Origin of the sequence: Lichenibacterium minor, assembly GCF_004137685.1 — a bacterium.
In the GTDB taxonomy this organism is placed as follows: Bacteria; Pseudomonadota; Alphaproteobacteria; order Rhizobiales; family Beijerinckiaceae; genus Lichenihabitans; species Lichenihabitans minor.
The window spans coordinates 1-17,967 of the sequence record NZ_QYBB01000028.1; the positions used below are offsets into that span (position 1 = coordinate 1).

Consider the following 17,967-nt stretch of genomic DNA (forward strand, 5'->3'; position numbering starts at 1 on the left):
CCCTCATGCTCGGAGGCTGGCGGAACCCGCTCAAGCGCTCGCGCTGATCTTCAGTTGTGCCCTACCTCTCCGGAAGCACTCCCGCGAGAGCGGGTTCGTCCCTGGGTCGAATCCGGCCATCCCTGGGCATGGCTGCTATCGACCCAGAAAAGCCGGAGGAGGCCTCAGGTACGGTTCTCAACTGCGGACGTTCCGGTCAACGAGCAACCGAGAGCGCCAAGCCCACCCGGGATCGCCGCGTAGCAGCAAGGCTTCGGGCCGCGCCGCCTGAAGGTAACGGGCCGCCCCTGAGCGAGATCTGAAGTTCGGGCTCACCGTGCGACACGGGGGCCGCCTGCGATGACGATCACGCCGATGATCACCAGGCCGGTGGTCAGGAGGCGGATGCCGGCGCTGACGCCGTAGGTGTTGAGCATAGTGAGCAGCATGACGAGAAAGAGCGACGCGCCCCACAGGCCTGTGACATTGGCTTTGCCGCCCGCGACGGAGGTCCCACCGATCACCACCACGGCGATGGATGTCAGGAGGTATTCGTTGCCGATGTCGAGCGATGAACCTTCAAAGTAGCCTGCGAGCAGTGCGCCGCTCAGCCCGCCCAAGGCACCGCTGAGGACGTAGGTCGCGAGGCGGATGCGTTCGACCGGCACATTGGCGAGGCGTGCCGCCCGAGCATTCTGGCCGATCGCCGCGACGGATCGCCCGAAGACCGTGCGATGGAGGAGCAGCGCGATCAGCACGCTGAAGCCGGCCGCGGTGAGCGCGAGCAGCGACACGCCTGCGACCTGCGCGCTTGTGGCGGCCGCAAAGCCCGGCGGTGGCTTGATCTGCAGCCCGCGGCCGTAACTGATGCCGATCGATTGGATGACGAAGCTCGCCGACAGCGTGGCGATGATGGGCGGTATCCGCAGCGACCGGATCAGCACGTAGTTGGCGAACCCGATCGCCATGCCCACAGCCACAGCGGACGCGAGACCCCCCAAAATCCAGGCGTTGCTGCCGCCCATCACCTTCATGGCGACGGCACTGGCGAGCCCGATGTTGGCGGGCAGCGACAGGTCGACGTTGCCGGGCCCGAGCGTCACCACGAACATCTGCGCCGTGCCGACGATCGCCGCAAAGGCCGCGAGGGCTATCCCTGCCGACACCATGCCGCCGGCACCACGGCCACCCGTGTAGGCGACGGCCGCGATCCAGACCGCAAAAGCGCCGAGGAAGGAGAAGAGCCAGGGTTGGGCCAGGAGGCCGCCTATGCGTGCTCTCATGAGGTCGCCCCGCCGCGATTGATAAGCACTCGCGCGGCCAGAACCGCGATCAGGATGCCGCCCTGCGCAGCGACCTGCCAATCGGGCGAGATGTGCATGAAGTTGAGCAGCGACCCCGCCAGAGTCAGCGTGAAAGCCCCGATGACGGATCCGATCGGCGACACCCGGCCGCCCACGAACTCGCCGCCGCCGAGGATCGCGCCTGCGATCGACAGCAGCGTGTAGCCGTTGCCGAGGTTGGCGTCCGCGGAGGTGGTCAGCCCGATCAGTGCCAATCCGGCGAGCACGCCGCAGAAGCCGGTGAGCCCGTAGAGCAACATCTTGACCTTGAGCAACGACCAGCCGGCTCGCTTGACCGCCTGCGCGTTGCCGCCAGCGCCTCGAAGGATCGCGCCATAGGAGGTCTGCATCAGACCCACATAGGCCACCGCCGCAATAACCACCGCGGCGACGATGGGAAAGGGTACGTAGGGGGTCTTGCTGTTCATCAAAGCCTTGAGCCAATCCGGCGCATGGCCACCGGGCTTGGGCAGCAGCAGGATCGCGAGGCCCTGCCAGACGAAGAACATGCCAAGCGTCATGACGATCGAGGGCAGGTTCCGCAGGTAGATCACCGCTCCGAGGAGGACGTAGACGCCGATGCATCCGGCGAGGATTGCGGTGCCGAGCACGGGATCATCGTGCAGAACGGTCGCGGTCACGCAGCCGACGAAGCCCACGAATGTGCCGATCGACAGGTCGAGATCGTTGGTCGCCATGACAAACATCTGGCCGATCGTCGCCAGCGTCACCGGCACGGCCAGGTTCAGCATCAGGGTCAGGCCGAAATAGCTGATGGCGCGCGGGTTCAGCCACGCGATGCCGAGCACGATGATCGCCAAGGACAACGCCGGAAGCGCCGCCCGGAGGATGCGTCTGGCCTGTCGCAACTGCCGGCGCTCCGGCAGGGCCGCGATGGACTGCGTCACGCCGCGGCCGACTCGAGGAACGAGGCGCCGATGATGGCCTCCTCGCTCACGTCTGCCCGCGCGAACTCCGCCACGATGGCGCCGTTGCGGAACACGTAGACGCGGTCGCAATGGTAGAGCTCGTCCATCTCTGTGGTATACCACAGGAAGGTGCGACCGGCCGCTGCCTCCTCCCGCACGAGGTCGTAGACGTCGAGCTTGGTGGCGACGTCGACGCCGCGCATCGGATCGTCCATCAGCACGATCGTCGCGTCCGATCCGAGAGCCCGCGCGAAGAGCGCCTTCTGCTGGTTGCCGCCCGAGAGCGACAGGATCGGATCGCGCATGTCGGGCGTGCGGATCTTGATGCGTTGCCGCCAGCGCTCGGCCAGCGAGGTTTCAGCCTGGCTCGACAGCAATGGCCCTCTGCGGAAGCTTTTGAGCGAGCGAACGCCGATGTTTTGGGCGATCGACCAGAGCGGAAAGATGCCGTCGGTCTGCCGGTCTCCGGCGACCAGCGCCACGCGGCCCGAGACTGCGGCCTTTCGGCTGCGGTGGCCGGCTCCATCGAAAACCGACAAGAGAAGATCGGTCTGGCCATGCCCGGCCAGGCCAGCGAGGCCGACGATCTCGCCCTTTTGAGCCACGAGGTCCCGCCCGTCCGGTTGGCGTTCAGGCCGGATGCGCACGATGACCGGTGCCGAAGACGGCAGCCTCACAGGTGCCGCCGCCGCCGCATGCGTCTCCGCCCCACCCATGGCGAGCACGAGCTTCTCGCGGTCGAACGTCGCTGTCGGCCCGCCGATCACGACCGCGCCGTCCCGCATCACGACGACGCGATCCGACGTCGAAAGGATCTCCCCCAACATGTGCGAGATCAGGACGCAGCTCAACCCGCCCGCGACGGCCTGCCTGATGTAGGAGAAGAGCTGGCCCGCCGTGTGGCCGTCCAGCGACGAGGTCGGCTCGTCCAAGATCACGAGACGGACGGGCGCGGTCGTCACCGTGAAAGCTCTCGCGATTTCGATCATCTGGCGCTTGCCGATCGAAAGATCGCCGACTGCGGCATCCTCCGGGATGCCGTGATCGGGAAAGATCTCATCGAGCTTGGCCCTGATGAGCGCGCCGGCTCGACTCCGCCACCCAAATCCCCGAAGAGCCGGATGCAAAACCCGGGCGTTCTCCGCCACCGTCAGGTTCGGGCAGAGCGACAGTTCCTGGAACACGCAGCGGATGCCGAGCCGATGCGCCGACGCCACGCCGTAGCCGTCCTGTGGTTCACCGCCGACCGAGATGTCCGCTTCGTCAGGCGTCAGAGTTCCAGCAAGGACATGCATCAGGGTCGATTTCCCGGCGCCGTTGTGGCCGATGAGGCCGACGCATTCGTGCGGCGCGATCGCCAGGTCGACGCCGGCCAGCGCCTTTACGGCGCCGAAGGCTTTCCGGGCCCCTCTCAAGGAGATCACGCTCGAGGATCTGGCATCCATCGCTTCAGACAACTCCACCCCTGCCCCGTCAGGCCGAAAGACCGTCCCGGCACCGCGGCATCGGGACGGTCGGCGAACCGTCACTTCTTCACACTGTCCGCGATGATCTTCTTTGAATCGTCGAGACTGTACTCGATCGTGGCGACACCTCCCACCGGTATTTTGGGGAGGGCGGCTTCGACGGTCTCTTGCGTGAAGGCCAGGTAGGGATCGACGATGTCGTGGGGGATGTCCTTGCGACCATCCAGAACCTGCTGGGCCACCCAGAACGCGAGGGTAGCGACGCCTGGCGCACTCGAAGCCGACCAGGTCTCATAGCCATTCGCCTTCTTCTGATCGACCCACCAAGCCAACTCGTCCTGCCGGTTGCCCATGATGATGATGGGGAACGGCCGCCCGGCCGTTTTGAACGCCTGCGCGGCCCCGTAGCCGTCGCCCCCCTGGTCGACGACGCCGACCACGGGGGGCAGCGATGGCAGCACCGTCGCGACGGCCTTCTGAGCGGTAGTTTCGTCCCAGTCGCCTTCGACCGAATTGACGACCTTAAAGTCGGGGTGCTTCTTCAGGCCGTCCTGGATGCCGTTGTGGAAGTCGTCGTCGATCGAGGTCCCTGCAACGCCGCGGATCTCGAGGAGGCTACCGCCTTTCGGCAGGCGAGTCGCGAGGTAGTCGATTTCGGCGGCCGCGAGGGCGCGGTAGTCGACCGTCACGCGGTAGGCGCAAGGCTCGGTAACTATGCCGTCGAACGACACCACGACAATGCCTGCGTCGCAGGCCTGTTTGACGGCACCGTTGAGCGCATTCGGCGACGCCGCGTTTATCACGATCGCGTTGTAGCCCTGCAGGATGAGGTTCTGGATCTGAGCCGCCTGAGTCGGGACCTCCTTGTCGGCCGTTGTGAAGACATCGGAACCGGCGATAATCTTGTCATCCACTGCCTTTTGCGCGACGGCACCGTAACTTTTGAGCATGGCCTGCCGCCAAGAATTACCGGCGTAGTTGTTGGAGAAGGCGATCCTCATATCCTTGGTTTCGGCTCGAACCGCCGCGGTCGACATCAATATGGCTGTCAGAGCCAACGCTGAAGTGCCGTTCCGACGCATAGGCATCCTCCCCTTTGATCCCACTTTGTCGTCCTCTCAGCACGAGAATGCTGGAAGATCTAGGAGCATAAGACGGCAGCCGCCGACAAAGATCCAGGCCGTGAGACCATGATTCGTACCGCGCCTGAGGCCCCGGATGCGGCTGACAGGCGTCGTCATTGGGGGCAGGATGACACTCCGGAAGTCGTGCACGGTCCCTCGGGGGTCGAAACAGGGGGGGGAAGTAGAATGGTATCCGGTTTGCGGGACAGGAAAGCGCTCGTCACGGGCGGAGGCACGGGGATCGGGGCGGAGCTCTCGATGGCGTTGGCGCGGGAAGGCGTCCGCCTCGCGCTCACTTATCGGACGCATGCGCCGAGCGACGCCGCCATCGAGGCGATCACGGCTTGCGGTCATTCTCCGCTGGTCGTGAAGCTCGACGCCACCCTCGAAAACAGCGTCGTGGATCTGATCCGGCAGGTGACAGAACAGTTGGGCACGATCGACATTCTGGTCAACAACGTCGGTGGCCTCGTCCAGCGCGCGACGATCGAGGATATGCCCTTCGCGCTCTGGCGCGACGTCATGAGCGTCAATCTCGACAGCACCTTCCTGGTGACGCACTACGCCCTGCCGCACTTGGCACAGGGGCACGGCAGGATCATCAACGTCGCGTCGCTGGCGGCCCGTAACGGGGGACATGCCGGAGCGACCGCTTACGCGGCCTCCAAGGCCGCGCTCTTCGGTTTCACCCGCGGTCTCGCGAAGGAGGTCGCGCCCCGCGGCATCACGGTCAATGCGCTGGCACCGGGCTTCATCGAAGCGACGCCCTTCCACGACACGTTCACGAGCGAGGCTTCGAAGACGGCCACGATTGCAACCATCCCGGTCGGGCGTGCCGGCCGACCGTCGGACATCGTCGGAGCGGCGCTCTGGCTCGCCTCCGACACGGCAGCATTCATCACCGGTACGGTGATTGACATCAACGGCGGCCAACACTTCGGCTGAAGCGGCCTCGGACGGGAAAACGACGGCTCGGGTTGGAACTGACGACCGCGCGCGGCGGAAACGCGAGGTCTGGGCGGACTTCGCTATTGATCCGAGGCACCTCGATGGTCGTGGTCCGAAACATCTTGGTGACAGTGGGCGAGGCTCCGGCGCTTCGCGGACGGTCCACACTGCCGCGCTCATGAAGTGCTACCATTTCCGCGAGATCAGCTCGGGGCACGATTTTTGGGCCACCAGGCGGAGTTGGTGCGCGAGCTGATGTCGATCTGGCGTTCGGTGAGATCGCAACATCGCGCCCCGATGGTGTTTGCGGGCTCGTCCAGCGTGGGGATGAGCCTATTGACGAGGGGCTCATCCACCAAGGTCCATAGCGTTTCGGCGGGCTGCAGTTCGGGGCTGTAAGGCAGCAGGTAGACCAGCCTGAGGCCGTCGGGGATGGCGAGGCCCGGCCGGGTGTGGAAGCCGGCGTTGTCGAGCAGCAGCACGACGCGCTTGAAGTGGCCCGCCCCGACTTCGCGCGCAAAGGCGGCGAGCAGGCCGGCAAGGAGTGGCTTGGATACGTGTGCGTGCGTCCGCTTCGGAGTAAGCCACCCTTACCCTCCTATGCACAGCTTGGGTCGACTCCGGCCGGATAACGGAAGTGGGTGGAGAGCGGTCCATCTGCTTAAGGCTGATCAGGAATGAAAGCGGACCTTCGAGTAACGTGGTCTCGCTCAAAAGTCGCGAACGGGCTCGAAATGCCGTGGCCTAAGCGCTTCATCGATCATATCTGGGCTCTACTATGCAACAATGGAATCAGCCGTGCTCCGCTCTTGGCTTGAGCCTGTGCCCTCTTATGCTGACCGACGGGCGAGCACGTTTAGCCGACCACCGCATCACCATTGAATGGCTCGATCTCGCTAGCGAGGCGCTCCCCCGGATCGGTCACCCATCTCCGCCGTCGGGGGAGGTCACATCTCGTTCAAGACTCATGGATCGTTGATAACTCGCGCCTATCCCTGGTCTCGTCGGCACATAAGGAGGTCGCGTAGCGGACCATGTCCTCGAACGATGGCCAAACCGGCCGATATGATCCGCAGCTTCCACCGGCCGCGTACGCCTCGAACGTCGAGGCTCTGTTCAGCGACAAAACCTCGCTGCTCATCGGCGCCGCCGCCGCCACTTGCATGACGGCGGTGACAGCGGTCGAAACTGGGCGATTGAGCATCCTCGCCATATCACTGGCGCTTTGCATGGTCGGCTTCGTTCGCCTGAGGTCGATGGTCAGGTTCGCATCGCTCAAGGATCGGCTCGACGAGCCTGGTCTCAGACGTTGGGAGCGCTGGTACGTCGTCGGCGGCACGGCCCACGTCGGCCTCCTTGGCTGCTTCTGCCTTGCGGCGTTCGCCGAGGGCGATCCGTTCGCCCGCCTAGCGAGCGTGGCCGGGGTAATGGCCTACCTAGTGGGGATCCCAGGCCGGAGCTTCGCCAGCACTCTGCTCGTCAACACTCAGATCGCGGCCGCCGCGGTGCCGTTGCTGCTGGCCGTGCTCCTGGCCGACCACCAGTACCTTTGGATCTGGTTCCTCGTCTTCCTCCCGTTCCTGGTGGCGTTGAAGACGATCTCGAGCCGGCTGCGCGGGATCTTCCTTTCTGCGGTGGTCCGTGCGCACGAACTGAGCCGCCTCGCCGATCGGTTCGACACCGCTCTCAACAACATGCCGCATGGTCTGGCGATGTTCGCGGACGACGGGACGATAACCGTCACGAACCAACGCTTGGCGGAGTTGATGGGGATGTCGTCGCAGGACCTGGCCACTCGCACGTCGCTCGATCAACTGTGGGCGACCTGCACGAGTGGCGCGGCTGACCGGAGACTCACCCCCGAGGCGCTCAGGGCCGACTTCGACTCCAGCGCCGACCGGTCGACCGAGTTGGTGCTCCCCATGTCTGACGGAAGAACGATCGCGTTCAGACGGCAGAGGATCGGGGCGGGCGGGGGAGTCCTGATCGCCGAGGACGTCACTGAGCGCGTCCAGGCCCTCGAGGAGGTCGCCTACCTGGCCCGGCACGACGTTTTGACGGGGCTCTGCAACCGGCGCTCGTTCATGGACTGCGTCGGCGAGACGCTCGCGATCCAGCCGCCCGCACATTCGGCCTTGCTCTTCGTGGATCTCGACCACTTCAAGTCGGTCAACGACAGCCTGGGGCATGCCGTGGGCGACCGGCTCATCGTCGAGGTCGCGCGCCGCCTCGAAGCCGTCGTAGGTGAGACGAGCGTCCTCGCGCGCCTGGGTGGGGACGAGTTCGTAGTGTTCGGCACGTTCGCGGATGACCGCGACGGCCCCGCGTCGATGGCGTCCGCCGTGATCGCCCGCCTTTCGGAGCCCTTCGAGCTCGATGGTCACGAGGTGGTCATCGGCGCCAGCGTGGGGATCGCACCTGTCCAGGGACGGGCGGACGTCGACACGCTCCTCACCGACGCCGACCTCGCACTCTACAGCGCGAAGGTTGGGGGGCGCGGCTCGGTCCAATTTTTTCAACCCGCGATGCAGGCCGAGGCCCATGCTCGCCGTGAGTTGGAGGATGACCTTCGACCGGCCCTGGGCCGCGGCGAGTTCGAGGTGCACTATCAGCCGATCCGCAGCCTGAGGGAGGACGCGTTCGTCGTGTGCGAGGCGCTGGTTCGCTGGCGCCATCCTCGGCGAGGACTGGTCCCTCCCTCCGACTTCATCCCCATCGCGGAGGAGATCGGTCTCATCCATGAACTCGGGGCGTGGGTCCTCTCGACCGCCTGCAGGGAGTGCGCCTTGTGGCCGTCGAACATCGGGGTTGCTGTCAACGTATCCGCCGTGCAGTTCCGACATGGCGATGTCCTCGCCCAGGTCACCCAGGCCCTGCGCACGTCGGGCCTCGCGGCCGCTCGGCTGGAGGTCGAGGTCACCGAGTCGGCTCTCGTCGACGACGTCCAGGCGACCGGCAGCCTATTGCGCCTGCTGCGAGGCGCGGGGGTGGGCGTGTCGCTCGACGACTTCGGGACTGGCTACTCGAGCCTGAGCTACCTGAGAGCACTGCCCTTCAGCAAAGTGAAGATCGATCGGTCCTTTCTCGACGGGGCAGAGGTTGGGAACCGGGCCATGCTCCTTTTGGAAGGCATCGCGCGGCTGAGCGACGCTCTCGGGATGACTGTTGTCGTCGAAGGCGTGGAGACGCCGGAGCAGCTGAAACTCATCGCCTCCCTTGGCTGCATCGAGCAGGTACAGGGCTTTCTTTTCAGCCGCCCCATGACGGCAGACCTGATTCAGGCGGTGCTGAGTCCCATCACGCCCGCCAAGGTGGCCTGAGCCGCTCGACCGCCGACCAAATGCACCTCGTTGGCGGGCCCGCCCTCGTCGCTGGACGTTCGACGGGCCCCTAACAATCTGTTAAGCTTAAGACAGCCTTAACAGATCGATCGGTCCGCGACATGATCGCCGCTTCACCTCCCCTTTCGCAATTCGACATGGCGATCACGGACCTGGTGCGCAGGACGCAGTGTCGCCCGGTTGAGGGCCAGGAGTTCGAAGACGTCTGTCGCCTCCGCTACGATTCCTACCGGCGCGAGGGTGCCTTGCTTCAGGACGCGCCCAAGCGCTTCTCCGATCGGTTCGACGACGAGCCGAACACCCGGATCTTCGGCCTCTTCCTCGACGGTCGCCTCGCCAGTTCAATTAGGATTCACCACGTCAGTCGGGAGACACCCGACCATCCCAGCCTCCACGTCTTCCCAGAGTATCTCCGGCCTCTCCTCGACGAGGGACGCGTGCTGATCGACAACACGCGGTTCGTCGTGGACTTCGACGCCTCGCGATCCCATCCCAAGCTCCCATACGTGACCGTGAGACTGGTCTACATGGCGGGGGCCTGGTTCCAGGCCGACATCGTGCTGGCGGCGGTGCGGACCGAGCACCAAGCCTTCTACCGCCGCCTGAGCGGACACCGGGAGGTCTGCCCGGCGCGGCCCTACCCGATGCTCGCGAAGCCGATCAGTCTCATGGCCCTGAACTACAAGGAGGAGCGGGCGCGCCTCGAGCGGCGTCATGGCTTCATTGCTTCGAGCCACGAGGAACGCCGGGCCTTCTTCCAGGGTATGATTTCTCGGAACCCGATCGACGCGGGAATGGTCGCCTGACGGCGCATCGCGGCGACCTGCCGCGACAGCCGTGGGACACCCACGACCTCTCGGGAACGGTTAACCCTCCGATGATAGCGTGATGCCACGCGCCAGTAGGCGGGCAGCGTGGAGTAGGGAACATGGCGTGGCCAGCTTCGCGCCTCTCGGATGGGAGCCCATGGGAGACGGGGGCCGACTGGCGGGGCGGAGCCCATGCGCACGGCGGTGACGTAGCCGTCCGATCGATCCGGACCAGCCACGGCCGCATGGCCTTCTCAGCGACCGCGGGGATCGGCACGCCCCTGGTACTCCTGCACGGTCGCGCCCGTTGCAAGGCCGAGTTCCGACACCTGATGGCGTCCTCAATCGGCGAGGAACGGACGGTGATCGCGATCGACCTGCCCGGACACGGCGGGTCGGGCGCGGCGAGCGACCCGGATCACACCTATACGATCGAAGGATACTCAGACGCGGTGATCGAGGTGCTCGAACACCTCGGCATCGAGCGTGCGGGCGTGTTAGGCCGTTCGATCGGTGCGCACGTCGGACTTCAGATGGCGCGCGCCTTTCCCGGTTTCGCCGGGCTCTTCGTCGAGTCTGATGACGGCGCGGCCGACCCTTCCCACTTCGGCGCTCGTGTTGCCCCGACCCGCAACCTGCCAGGAGGGCGTAGAGGGTCGCGGCGTGCCCATCGTCGGAGGGATCGTCTCCCGACCAAGGACGAGGCGCTTGGGCCCGCGCTGCACCTCGTGTCCACGTCCGACGACCGCTACCGCCGACTCTCGCCGACCGATTCCGCACCGACGATGGCCGATCTCGCCGCGGTGCGCCACGCGATCGGCGCAGACAGACCGTTCATGCGGTCGTGCCGCACGCACACCTCCCTGCTAGCCGGCACTCGCGACGCAGGGAACGAAGCGCCGTTCGAAGTCTCGGGCGAGCCGCTGCTCTGTTTCCTGAGCCAAGTCGACCGCGTATCGCTGGACGTTTCGCTTCTCGGATTGTGCCTCTCCGGTTGACGGCCCTCGCACATGCCCGACGTGGATCGGCCCCGTCGAACCCGCGCGGCTCAAAGACCGAACATCTTCCCGATCGCGCAGTTTGTTCAGCGCTTTAGTCGGCACGCCGTGGCTGCCCGCGAGCCCGAGCCATCGTGTATCACCTTGGAGCGTCGCTCGACGCGGACTGATTGGACAGCCCTTGGCTTCAATTTGCGGCCATCATGGCGCACTGCTGCCGGACCAGCAGTCGAATGTAAGTCCGCTTTCGGAAGTCTCGAAGCCGCGGCTGTACGGCTTGGTTGGGTCGACTCAGGCCGTTCCGCGCCAGCGACGAGCCGAGGGCGAGAAGCGAAGGCGCTGCCCTGGGGCGGTCTGTGATGTCGAGGGCGGATGTTCAGGCGCTGCGTGTCAGCGCCCGAAGCGCCAGCGTCAGGGCTGCCGAGACGACCAGCATGCCGGCAAGGCCCAGCAGCCCGGCGTCGAACGAGCCCGTGGCATCCTTCAGCCGGCCGATGATCCAGGGCGAAACGTAGCCGCTGAGGCTTCCGACCGCGTTGATGAAGGCCATTCCGCCTGCCGCGGCCGCACCGGACAGATAGCGCGACGGTAGGGCATAGAATGCGGGTCGGGCGGAGCTGAGCCCGATGATGGCGAGCGTGATGCCGACCATGGCGGGCGCCAGCGAGCCCCAGAGGACCGAGACCACGAACCCCGCGGCGGCCAGTAGGCAGGTAGTGGCGAGATTGGCGAGATGCTGGCCCGTGCGGTTCATGTGCCGGGCCCAGGCGATCATGGCCACGGACGCAGCGAGGTAGGGCACCGCGGACAGCCACCCAACCGCCGTATCGCCGAGCCCATGGCCCTTCAGGATCAGCGGAAGCCAGATGCCTATGCCGTTGATGCCGAGCCAGTAGGAGAACAGGATGGCGGTGAGCAGCCAGACCCGCCAATCCTTCAGGGCGCCCCGCACGTCCTTGCGCGGCCGGCTCGTCCGCTCCAGCGTCAGCGCCTCGTCGAGCACCTCTGCCTCGGCGGGAGTGAGCCATGTGGCGTCGCGTGGGTCGTCGCGCAGGAACAGGAGCGTCAGCACGCCCATGACGCAGGCCGGCAGGCCTTCGGTCAGGAAGAGCCATTGCCAGCCGTGAAGGCCGAGCAGGCCGTCGAGCCCGAGCAGCGACACCGAAACCGGGCCGCCTACCACCGATGACAGCGGGATCGCCACCAGGAACCACGACAGCACGCGGACGCGTTGCTGAGCCGGAAACCAGGTCGAGAGGTAGTAGAGGACCCCGGGGAAGAAGCCGGCCTCGGCCGCGCCGGTCAGGATGCGCAGGGCGTAGAAGCCGTTCGGGCCCGTCACGAAGGCGGTGGCTGCCGACAGGATGCCCCAGGAGATCATGATCCGGGCGAGCCAACGACGTGCGCCGACCCGATACAGCACCATGTTGCTGGGCACCTCCAGCAGGCAGTAGCCGACGAAGAACATCCCTGCGGCGGCGCCGAACTCGGTGTTGCTGAGCCCGAGGTCGCGATTCATGTGGAGCGCCGCGAAGCCAACGTTGGTGCGGTCGATGTAGTTGAAGAAGTACGCGACCGCCACGATGGGCACGAGGCGGACGAGGTTCTTGCGCGTGGCGGAGGCCAGCAGGGCCTCCCGCGCTGAAACCCTTGCAGCCTGCGCGTCGACGGCGGCGGTCACAACGCCTCCTCCGGGGCGGATGGAACGTCGAAGCCAAAGAAGGCCTCGGGGTTGTCGACCAGCAGGCGGCGGCGCAGCGCCTCGGTGGGGGCGATCTCCGCCACGAGGTCGACGAGATCGCCGTCGTCCGGCATGGGGCCATGGATGTTCACGTGCGGCCAGTCGCTGCCCCATAGGACGCGCTCGGGCGCGTACCGGGCGAGGCCGGCGCCGAGGGGCACGACGTCCCGGTACGGCGCGCCGGCCTTCGACAGCCGGTCCGCACCGCTGAGCTTCACCCACACGTTCCCCGTGTCGAGGAGACGCTTCAGGGTGGCGGCCACGGGGCCGTCGGAACCTTCTTCGAGATCCGGGCGCGCCATGTGGTCGATCACGACGGGCGCCTCGATGCCCCGGACGAAGGGTTCGACGTCGACGAGTTGCGCGCCCCCGACGTGGATCGCGACGTGCCAGCCGTGCGGCCGGACGAGGAGCATGACGTCGCGCATGCTGTCGGGCTTGAGCCGCGCCGACAGGTGCGTCATGAAGTTGAAGCGGACGCCGCAGACCCCGGCGGCGGCGAAGCGAGCCACCTCGCCGGTCGACGTGTCGGGCCGCACCAGCGCCACGCCGCGATAGCGGCCCGCACCCGTCCGAAGCGCGTCCAGCAGCGGGCGATGGTCGAAGCCGTGCCCCTGGCTTTGCACGATGACGGCACGGTCGAATCCCATGCGATCGTGCAAGCGGCGAAGCGCCGTCTCGGGCGCCTCGTGGGGCGTGAAGCTGCGGTCGGGCGGCAGCGGGAAGCGGTCGAACGGCCCGTAGATGTGGCAATGGGCGTCGCAGGCGCCTGCGGGCGGAGTCCAGCGCGGCGCGTGCGGCGCCGGGTGCGGCGGGGGACCGGCGGGGGTTGGGGCCATCAGTCGCACCGCGCCGTCATGCCGCCGTCGACCACGATCTCGGTGCCGGTGACGAAGCGGGACTCATCGGAGGCGAGGAATAGGGCTGCGTTCGCCGTGTCGCGGCCGTCGCCCATGAAGCCGAGCGGGATGCGGGCGACGCGGGCCTTGAGCAGCGCCTCGACGTCGCCGCCGGCCCGCTGGCCGGCGAGCCTGGCTTCCACCATCGGGGTGTGCATCTGGCCCGGCACCACGGTGTTCACGCGGATGTTCTTTTTGGCGTACTCGACCGCCGTGACGCGCGAGAACTGGACGATGGCGGCCTTGGACGACGCGTAGGCGACCTGCGCGGCCCCGGTCCAGCGCAGGCCGGAGGTCGAGGCCGTGTTGACGATGGTGCCCCCGCCCTGACGCTCCATGACGGGGATGACGTGCTTGCAGGCGAGGAACACGCTCTTCAGGTTGATGTCCAGCTGCCGGTCCCAGCTTTCCTCGCTCAGCGCCACGGCGCCGCCCGGCGCCGAGCCGCCGACGTTGTTGACCAGGACGTCGATCCGCCCATAGGCGGCGACGCAGGCCGCCACCATTCCCGCCACGGCGTCGGCATCGGTCACGTCGCAGGCGTGGGTGCGGATCTCGCCCCCCGCCGCCTCGGCGCGCTCCACCGTCTCGGCCATGCTGTCCGGCCTGAGATCGGCGGCGAAGACGCGGGCGCCCTCGCCGGCGAAGATCACACAGGCGGCGCGACCGTTGCCCCAGCCCGGCCCCACGCAGCCCGCGCCCGTGATCAGCGCCACCTTGCCCTCGAGACGCTTGCCCATCCCGCTCACTCCTTCACCGTCTCAAGCCAGCCGACGATGGCCGCGGCCACCGCTCGCGGCTGCTCGGGCACGAGAGCGTGGCCGGCGTCCGGGATCAACGCAACAGCGACCCGGTCGCCGAACTCGGCTCTCAGCTCGCCCCGCTGGTCGGGCGTCTTGAAGGGGTCTTCGGCCGCCTGGATCTCCAGCAGCGGCGCCCGCCCCGCCGCCCACCAGTCAGACTGCTTCGTGCGTAGGGTCGCGGCGCGCTGGTAGGCGTCGACCGCCGGATACCAGCCGCCGAGCCACACGGCGGGATCGTGGCCGGGCGCGAAGAAGGTGCGCTGCAGGTCGGGCAGGCGCTCGGCATCGGGCCGGGACGTGTCGCTGCTGGCCGTCACGGCGGCGGCGAGCGCGTCCGGATAATGCCGGCCGGCCGCGGCCGCGATGACGACGCCGCGCACGAGGTCGGGCCGATCGCTCGCCACCGTGCGGGCGACGAAGTTGCCGAAAGCGTGGCCGACCACCACGGCCGGCCCGTCGTGGGCGGCCTCGATCACGGCTTCTACGTCGCCCCCGAGGTCGTGCAGGTTTAGGCCGGCGGTCGGCCCCGTGCTGCCGCCGACCCCACGCGGCTCGGGGCGCAGCACGCGATAGCCCGCCGCGGCGATCGGGCCCGCGATGGGGTTGAAGTCCTCGGCCGCGCGGCCGCGCGACGGCAGCAGCACGACAAGCGGGCCGGCCCCCTGCGCGAGCACATCGATCGAAGCGCCTCCGGGCGCTGGGACGGTGAGGTGTTCGACCGTTTCAGCAGCCTGAACGGTGCCGGCGGCGCCGAAGACGGCCGCCAGCGCCAGGGCGAGCGGGAAGGCGGCCTTCACGGCCGGAGTTCCGTCGTCTCGCCGTCCGGCAGGCCGATGCCGAAGGCGTTCAGCGTCATGGCGACGAGCGTGTAGTAGCCGAGCAGCCCCACCAGCTCGACCGTGCCGGCCTCGCCCAGCGCCGCCACGGCGGCGGCGTGGACCTGGTCCGAGACGCCGTGGTCGCGGTGCAGCATGATCGCATAGTCGTAGACGGCGCGCGACGCCGCGTCGGAGAGGTCCGGCGGGCGGCGTTCCGCGATGGCGGCGATGACGGCGGGGTCGATGCCGGCTTTCAGCGCCTCGCGCTTGTGGGCGAACCACTCGTAATGGGAGGTCCACGCCCGCGCGGTGACGAGGATCGCCAGCTCGGACAGCCGGGGCCCGAGGCTCGTGTCGTAGCGGAGGAACTCGCCGAGGCGCTGGGCGCGGTCGCCGAGTTCCGGGCTGTGCAGCCAGGCGCGCAGCGGGGCCGGCACGCGACCGCGCTTGCCCGAAGCGGCAGCCTCGGCGACGCGGCGCTGAGCCTCGCTCATCTCGTCGGGTAAAAGATCGCGGATGCGCATCAGGGGGCTCCCTCGGGGTAGGCGCGGGCGAGCAGGGCGGCCAGCGCCGCGTCGAAGGCTGCGGGCCTTTCCACGTTGGGCAGGTGGCCGGCGTCCGGCACGGCGGTGAAGACGGCGTCGGGCGCCGCCCCGGCCATGGCGCGCAGCGCGTCCGGCAGCGCGCCGTCCTCGGCACCCGCCAGGAACAGCGCCGGGCAGCGCAGCGCCGCGGGACGGTCGCGGAAATCGTAGTCCTGGAGGGCGCGGGCGCCCCGCACGAAGCCGTCCAGCGGCGTCGCACCGATCATCCGGCGCACGGCGTCGATGTCCGCGCCGCCGGCCGCGACCGAGGCGGGCGTGAACCAGCGCCGTATCGTGGGCTCGACCAACGCCGCCATGCCGCCGGCGCGGGCCACGGCGATGCGCTCGTTCCAGGCGCCGCCGCCCGCCGCGCTGGAGCCGCCCTGGCAATCGCAGACCGCCACGCCGGCGACCCGCTGCGGATAGCGCGCCGCGAAGCCGAGCGCCGTCACGCCGCCCATCGACACGCCGCACACGGCGGCGCGGGCAATGCCGAAGTGATCGAACAGCGCTTCGAGGTCGTCGACGAGGCACGCGAAACGGCAGTCCGCGTCGGGGACGGCCGAGCCGCCGTGGCCGCGCTGATCGTAGCGCAGCACGCGATACCGCTCGGACAAGGATGCTGCTTGGCACTCCCACAAGGACAGGTCGGTCATCAGCGAGTTCGAGAAGGCAATCCAGGGGGCGCCCTCCGGCCCCTGGACGCGGCAGCGCAGCGCGATGCCGCTGACCATCACGGTCGTGTCGTGGGGCGAGGCCCTCATGCGGCTGGGCCCCTGCGATAGCGGGCGTAGAGGTTGAGCGTCGTAGCGCCGCTGTCGCCCAGCGCCGCGAAGGCCTCGACGGCGCGGTCCTGCGGCAGGGCCCGCGCATATTCGGCCAGCACCCAGGTCTCGAGCGCCCCGAGCGTCGCGAAGGCGCGGAGCTGGAGCAACCCCGGCAGCGCCCCGGCCCGCTCCGCCAGAGCCGTGACGGCACCGGGGCCGGGCTGCCCCGGGTAGCGCGCCGCCACGAGACGCGCCACCTCGGACGCCGGGCGCGCGATGGCGGAGCCGGGAGCGAGTTGGCGCGCCACCACCCGCTCCCGCCCCACCGTGCGCGGCAGGATACGGCGGCTCCAGGGCGTGCCGTTGGGGCCCGACACGGCGGCGTATTCCGGCGTCTCGACGGCGGCAGGCGAGCTCATGTCGTAGAGCGCCAGCCAGCGGGGCCAGCCGGCGAGGCACACCCAGCGGGACGCGCTCTCGAAGCCAGGCAGCGCGCGGCGCTGGGGCGCGTGCTCGGTATCGTACCAGTCGTTGAACTCGTCCTCCAGCGAGGCGGGCGGCTCCATGGTGACGAGGAGCAGGCCTTTGGGATCGGGCATCAGGTCCTGGCCTCCGCGGCCGGGGACAGGCGACGCGCCCCGGCGATGTGGTCGAGCAGGGCCGCCGCCATCGCGTCGGGGGCCTGCACGGGCATGATGTGGCCGCTGTCGAGCACGGCAAAGCGGGCGCCCGGGATGCGATCGGCCACGGTCTCCACCTCGGACGGCGGCCGCAGGAGGTCGTGCCGGCCTGCCAGCACGAGGCAGGGGTGGGCGATGGCGCCGAGCCTCTCGACCACGCGGGATCCGGCGAGCGCCAGGTTGGCGTGGGCGTAGGTCACGGGGTCGTTGGCGAGGAACCGCGCCCGGTAGGGCGAGAAAGTTTCCGCTCTGAGGTGCTCAGGGAACGACCGGGCCAGCGTGGCTTCGGCGATGCTCCGCATGCCGTCCCGCACCGCGCGTTCGGAGCGCTCGACCAAGTAGGCACGCCGATCCGGCGGCACCGAGAGCGCCGGCGCGCAGAGCGCGAGCGTCGCCACGCGCGCTGGCCGGCGCAGCGCGAAGAGGGCGGCCACGGCCGCCCCCGCGGCGACGCCGACGAGGTGGACCGGCGCAGCGATAGCCAGCGTGTCGAGCAGAGCCGCGAGGTCGTCCGCCTCGTCGTCGAGCGAAAAGGGCCGTCGCGGCTTCTCGGACAGGCCGGCGCCACGCGCGTCGTAGCGCAGCACCGCGAGCCCCGTCACTGCCAGGATCGGTGCGACTGCGTCGAAGCTGTCGAGCGCGCCGCCGAGTTCGTGGAGCAGCACCGCCGTCACGTCACCCAGGCCCTCGCGGGCGAAGCGCAGGCTCACCCCGTCGCAGTCCGCGAACTTCATGGCA

Annotated in this window: 17 protein-coding genes; 4 read left to right on the forward strand and 13 right to left on the reverse strand. The window is 68.2% G+C overall.

What is annotated here, in order from left to right; all coding sequences use genetic code 11:
* Nucleotides 1-311 precede the first annotated feature (311 nt).
* From D3273_RS19510 to D3273_RS19525, 4 genes are all read right to left on the reverse strand, one after another.
* Complete coding sequence (locus D3273_RS19510) at nucleotides 312-1,262, reverse strand: ABC transporter permease (RefSeq protein WP_129228606.1); 951 nt, start codon at nucleotides 1,260-1,262, stop codon at nucleotides 312-314.
* Nucleotides 1,259-2,230 carry an ABC transporter permease gene (locus D3273_RS19515; protein ID WP_129228571.1) on the reverse strand — a complete coding sequence of 324 codons (972 nt, stop codon included), beginning with the start codon at nucleotides 2,228-2,230 and terminating at the stop codon, nucleotides 1,259-1,261. The genes D3273_RS19510 and D3273_RS19515 overlap by 4 nt, the downstream gene beginning before the upstream one ends.
* Entirely contained in the window at nucleotides 2,227-3,696 is a 1,470-nt protein-coding gene (locus tag D3273_RS19520) for a sugar ABC transporter ATP-binding protein (protein ID WP_129228572.1), read from the reverse strand. Before D3273_RS19520 ends, D3273_RS19515 begins: the two co-directional genes overlap by 4 nt.
* An 80-nt stretch (nucleotides 3,697-3,776) precedes the next feature.
* On the reverse strand, nucleotides 3,777-4,754 hold the full coding sequence (locus D3273_RS19525) for an ABC transporter substrate-binding protein (protein WP_245501286.1): 978 nt from the start codon (nucleotides 4,752-4,754) through the stop codon (nucleotides 3,777-3,779).
* 273 nt (nucleotides 4,755-5,027) lie between these two features.
* Here D3273_RS19525 and D3273_RS19530 point away from each other — a divergent pair, with 273 nt between their 5' ends.
* Nucleotides 5,028-5,786 carry an SDR family NAD(P)-dependent oxidoreductase gene (locus D3273_RS19530; protein ID WP_129228574.1) on the forward strand — a complete coding sequence of 253 codons (759 nt, stop codon included), beginning with the start codon at nucleotides 5,028-5,030 and terminating at the stop codon, nucleotides 5,784-5,786.
* A gap of 206 nt (nucleotides 5,787-5,992) precedes the next feature.
* On the opposite strand, the gene D3273_RS19535 is transcribed toward D3273_RS19530, so the two are convergent.
* Nucleotides 5,993-6,322 carry a transposase gene (locus D3273_RS19535; protein ID WP_129228575.1) on the reverse strand — a complete coding sequence of 110 codons (330 nt, stop codon included), beginning with the start codon at nucleotides 6,320-6,322 and terminating at the stop codon, nucleotides 5,993-5,995.
* Between the two features lie 501 nt (nucleotides 6,323-6,823).
* Here D3273_RS19535 and D3273_RS19540 point away from each other — a divergent pair.
* From D3273_RS19540 to D3273_RS19550, 3 genes are all read left to right on the forward strand, one after another.
* Nucleotides 6,824-9,109 (forward strand): putative bifunctional diguanylate cyclase/phosphodiesterase, encoded by a 2,286-nt coding sequence (locus tag D3273_RS19540; protein WP_129228576.1) that lies wholly within the window; start codon nucleotides 6,824-6,826, stop codon nucleotides 9,107-9,109.
* Nucleotides 9,110-9,267: 158 nt separating this feature from the next.
* Nucleotides 9,268-9,936, forward strand: a complete 669-nt coding sequence (locus tag D3273_RS19545) for an N-acyl amino acid synthase FeeM domain-containing protein (protein WP_129228577.1) — start codon at nucleotides 9,268-9,270, stop codon at nucleotides 9,934-9,936.
* Between the two features lie 248 nt (nucleotides 9,937-10,184).
* A complete protein-coding gene (locus tag D3273_RS19550) occupies nucleotides 10,185-10,937 on the forward strand; it encodes an alpha/beta fold hydrolase (protein ID WP_165359572.1) in 753 nt (250 codons plus the stop codon).
* Between the two features lie 376 nt (nucleotides 10,938-11,313).
* Here the strand turns inward: D3273_RS19550 and D3273_RS19555 are convergent, their stop codons facing one another.
* From D3273_RS19555 to D3273_RS19590, 8 genes are read right to left on the reverse strand one after another with little or no spacing between them, the layout of a single operon-like run.
* Nucleotides 11,314-12,618, reverse strand: a complete 1,305-nt coding sequence (locus D3273_RS19555; RefSeq protein ID WP_129228579.1) for an MFS transporter — start codon at nucleotides 12,616-12,618, stop codon at nucleotides 11,314-11,316.
* Nucleotides 12,615-13,517 (reverse strand): amidohydrolase family protein, encoded by a 903-nt coding sequence (locus D3273_RS19560; RefSeq protein WP_129228580.1) that lies wholly within the window; start codon nucleotides 13,515-13,517, stop codon nucleotides 12,615-12,617. Before D3273_RS19560 ends, D3273_RS19555 begins: the two co-directional genes overlap by 4 nt.
* The gene (locus D3273_RS19565) at nucleotides 13,517-14,317 is read right to left on the reverse strand and encodes an SDR family NAD(P)-dependent oxidoreductase (RefSeq protein ID WP_129228581.1); all 801 of its coding nucleotides are present in this window, start codon (nucleotides 14,315-14,317) and stop codon (nucleotides 13,517-13,519) included. Before D3273_RS19565 ends, D3273_RS19560 begins: the two co-directional genes overlap by 1 nt.
* Nucleotides 14,318-14,322: 5 nt before the next feature.
* On the reverse strand, nucleotides 14,323-15,177 hold the full coding sequence (locus D3273_RS19570) for an alpha/beta fold hydrolase (RefSeq protein ID WP_207210841.1): 855 nt from the start codon (nucleotides 15,175-15,177) through the stop codon (nucleotides 14,323-14,325).
* Nucleotides 15,174-15,722, reverse strand: a complete 549-nt coding sequence (locus D3273_RS19575; protein ID WP_129228582.1) for a carboxymuconolactone decarboxylase family protein — start codon at nucleotides 15,720-15,722, stop codon at nucleotides 15,174-15,176. The genes D3273_RS19570 and D3273_RS19575 overlap by 4 nt, the downstream gene beginning before the upstream one ends.
* The gene (locus D3273_RS19580) at nucleotides 15,722-16,546 is read right to left on the reverse strand and encodes an alpha/beta fold hydrolase (protein WP_129228583.1); all 825 of its coding nucleotides are present in this window, start codon (nucleotides 16,544-16,546) and stop codon (nucleotides 15,722-15,724) included. Before D3273_RS19580 ends, D3273_RS19575 begins: the two co-directional genes overlap by 1 nt.
* Nucleotides 16,543-17,148: a DUF4286 family protein gene (locus tag D3273_RS19585; protein WP_129228584.1), complete on the reverse strand. Its 606-nt coding sequence runs from the start codon at nucleotides 17,146-17,148 to the stop codon at nucleotides 16,543-16,545. The genes D3273_RS19580 and D3273_RS19585 overlap by 4 nt, the downstream gene beginning before the upstream one ends.
* On the reverse strand, nucleotides 17,148-17,963 hold the full coding sequence (locus D3273_RS19590; protein ID WP_129228585.1) for an alpha/beta fold hydrolase: 816 nt from the start codon (nucleotides 17,961-17,963) through the stop codon (nucleotides 17,148-17,150). The genes D3273_RS19585 and D3273_RS19590 overlap by 1 nt, the downstream gene beginning before the upstream one ends.
* Nucleotides 17,964-17,967: the final 4 nt, after the last annotated feature.

Bases quoted from the DNA above. Each gene is read 5' to 3' on its own strand.
- D3273_RS19545 (WP_129228577.1), top strand. From the start codon at position 9,268: ATGGCGATCACGGACCTGGTGCGCAGGACGCAGTGTCGCCCGGTTGAG.
- D3273_RS19585 (WP_129228584.1), bottom strand. From the start codon at position 17,148: ATGCCCGATCCCAAAGGCCTGCTCCTCGTCACCATGGAGCCGCCCGCC.
- D3273_RS19550 (WP_165359572.1), top strand. From the start codon at position 10,185: ATGGCCTTCTCAGCGACCGCGGGGATCGGCACGCCCCTGGTACTCCTG.
- D3273_RS19510 (WP_129228606.1), bottom strand. From the start codon at position 1,262: ATGAGAGCACGCATAGGCGGCCTCCTGGCCCAACCCTGGCTCTTCTCC.
- D3273_RS19525 (WP_245501286.1), bottom strand. From the start codon at position 4,754: ATGTCGACCGCGGCGGTTCGAGCCGAAACCAAGGATATGAGGATCGCC.
- D3273_RS19520 (WP_129228572.1), bottom strand. From the start codon at position 3,696: ATGGATGCCAGATCCTCGAGCGTGATCTCCTTGAGAGGGGCCCGGAAA.
- D3273_RS19540 (WP_129228576.1), top strand. From the start codon at position 6,824: ATGTCCTCGAACGATGGCCAAACCGGCCGATATGATCCGCAGCTTCCA.
- D3273_RS19560 (WP_129228580.1), bottom strand. From the start codon at position 13,517: ATGGCCCCAACCCCCGCCGGTCCCCCGCCGCACCCGGCGCCGCACGCG.
- D3273_RS19580 (WP_129228583.1), bottom strand. From the start codon at position 16,546: ATGAGGGCCTCGCCCCACGACACGACCGTGATGGTCAGCGGCATCGCG.
- D3273_RS19575 (WP_129228582.1), bottom strand. From the start codon at position 15,722: ATGCGCATCCGCGATCTTTTACCCGACGAGATGAGCGAGGCTCAGCGC.
- D3273_RS19530 (WP_129228574.1), top strand. From the start codon at position 5,028: ATGGTATCCGGTTTGCGGGACAGGAAAGCGCTCGTCACGGGCGGAGGC.
- D3273_RS19565 (WP_129228581.1), bottom strand. From the start codon at position 14,317: ATGGGCAAGCGTCTCGAGGGCAAGGTGGCGCTGATCACGGGCGCGGGC.
- D3273_RS19590 (WP_129228585.1), bottom strand. From the start codon at position 17,963: ATGAAGTTCGCGGACTGCGACGGGGTGAGCCTGCGCTTCGCCCGCGAG.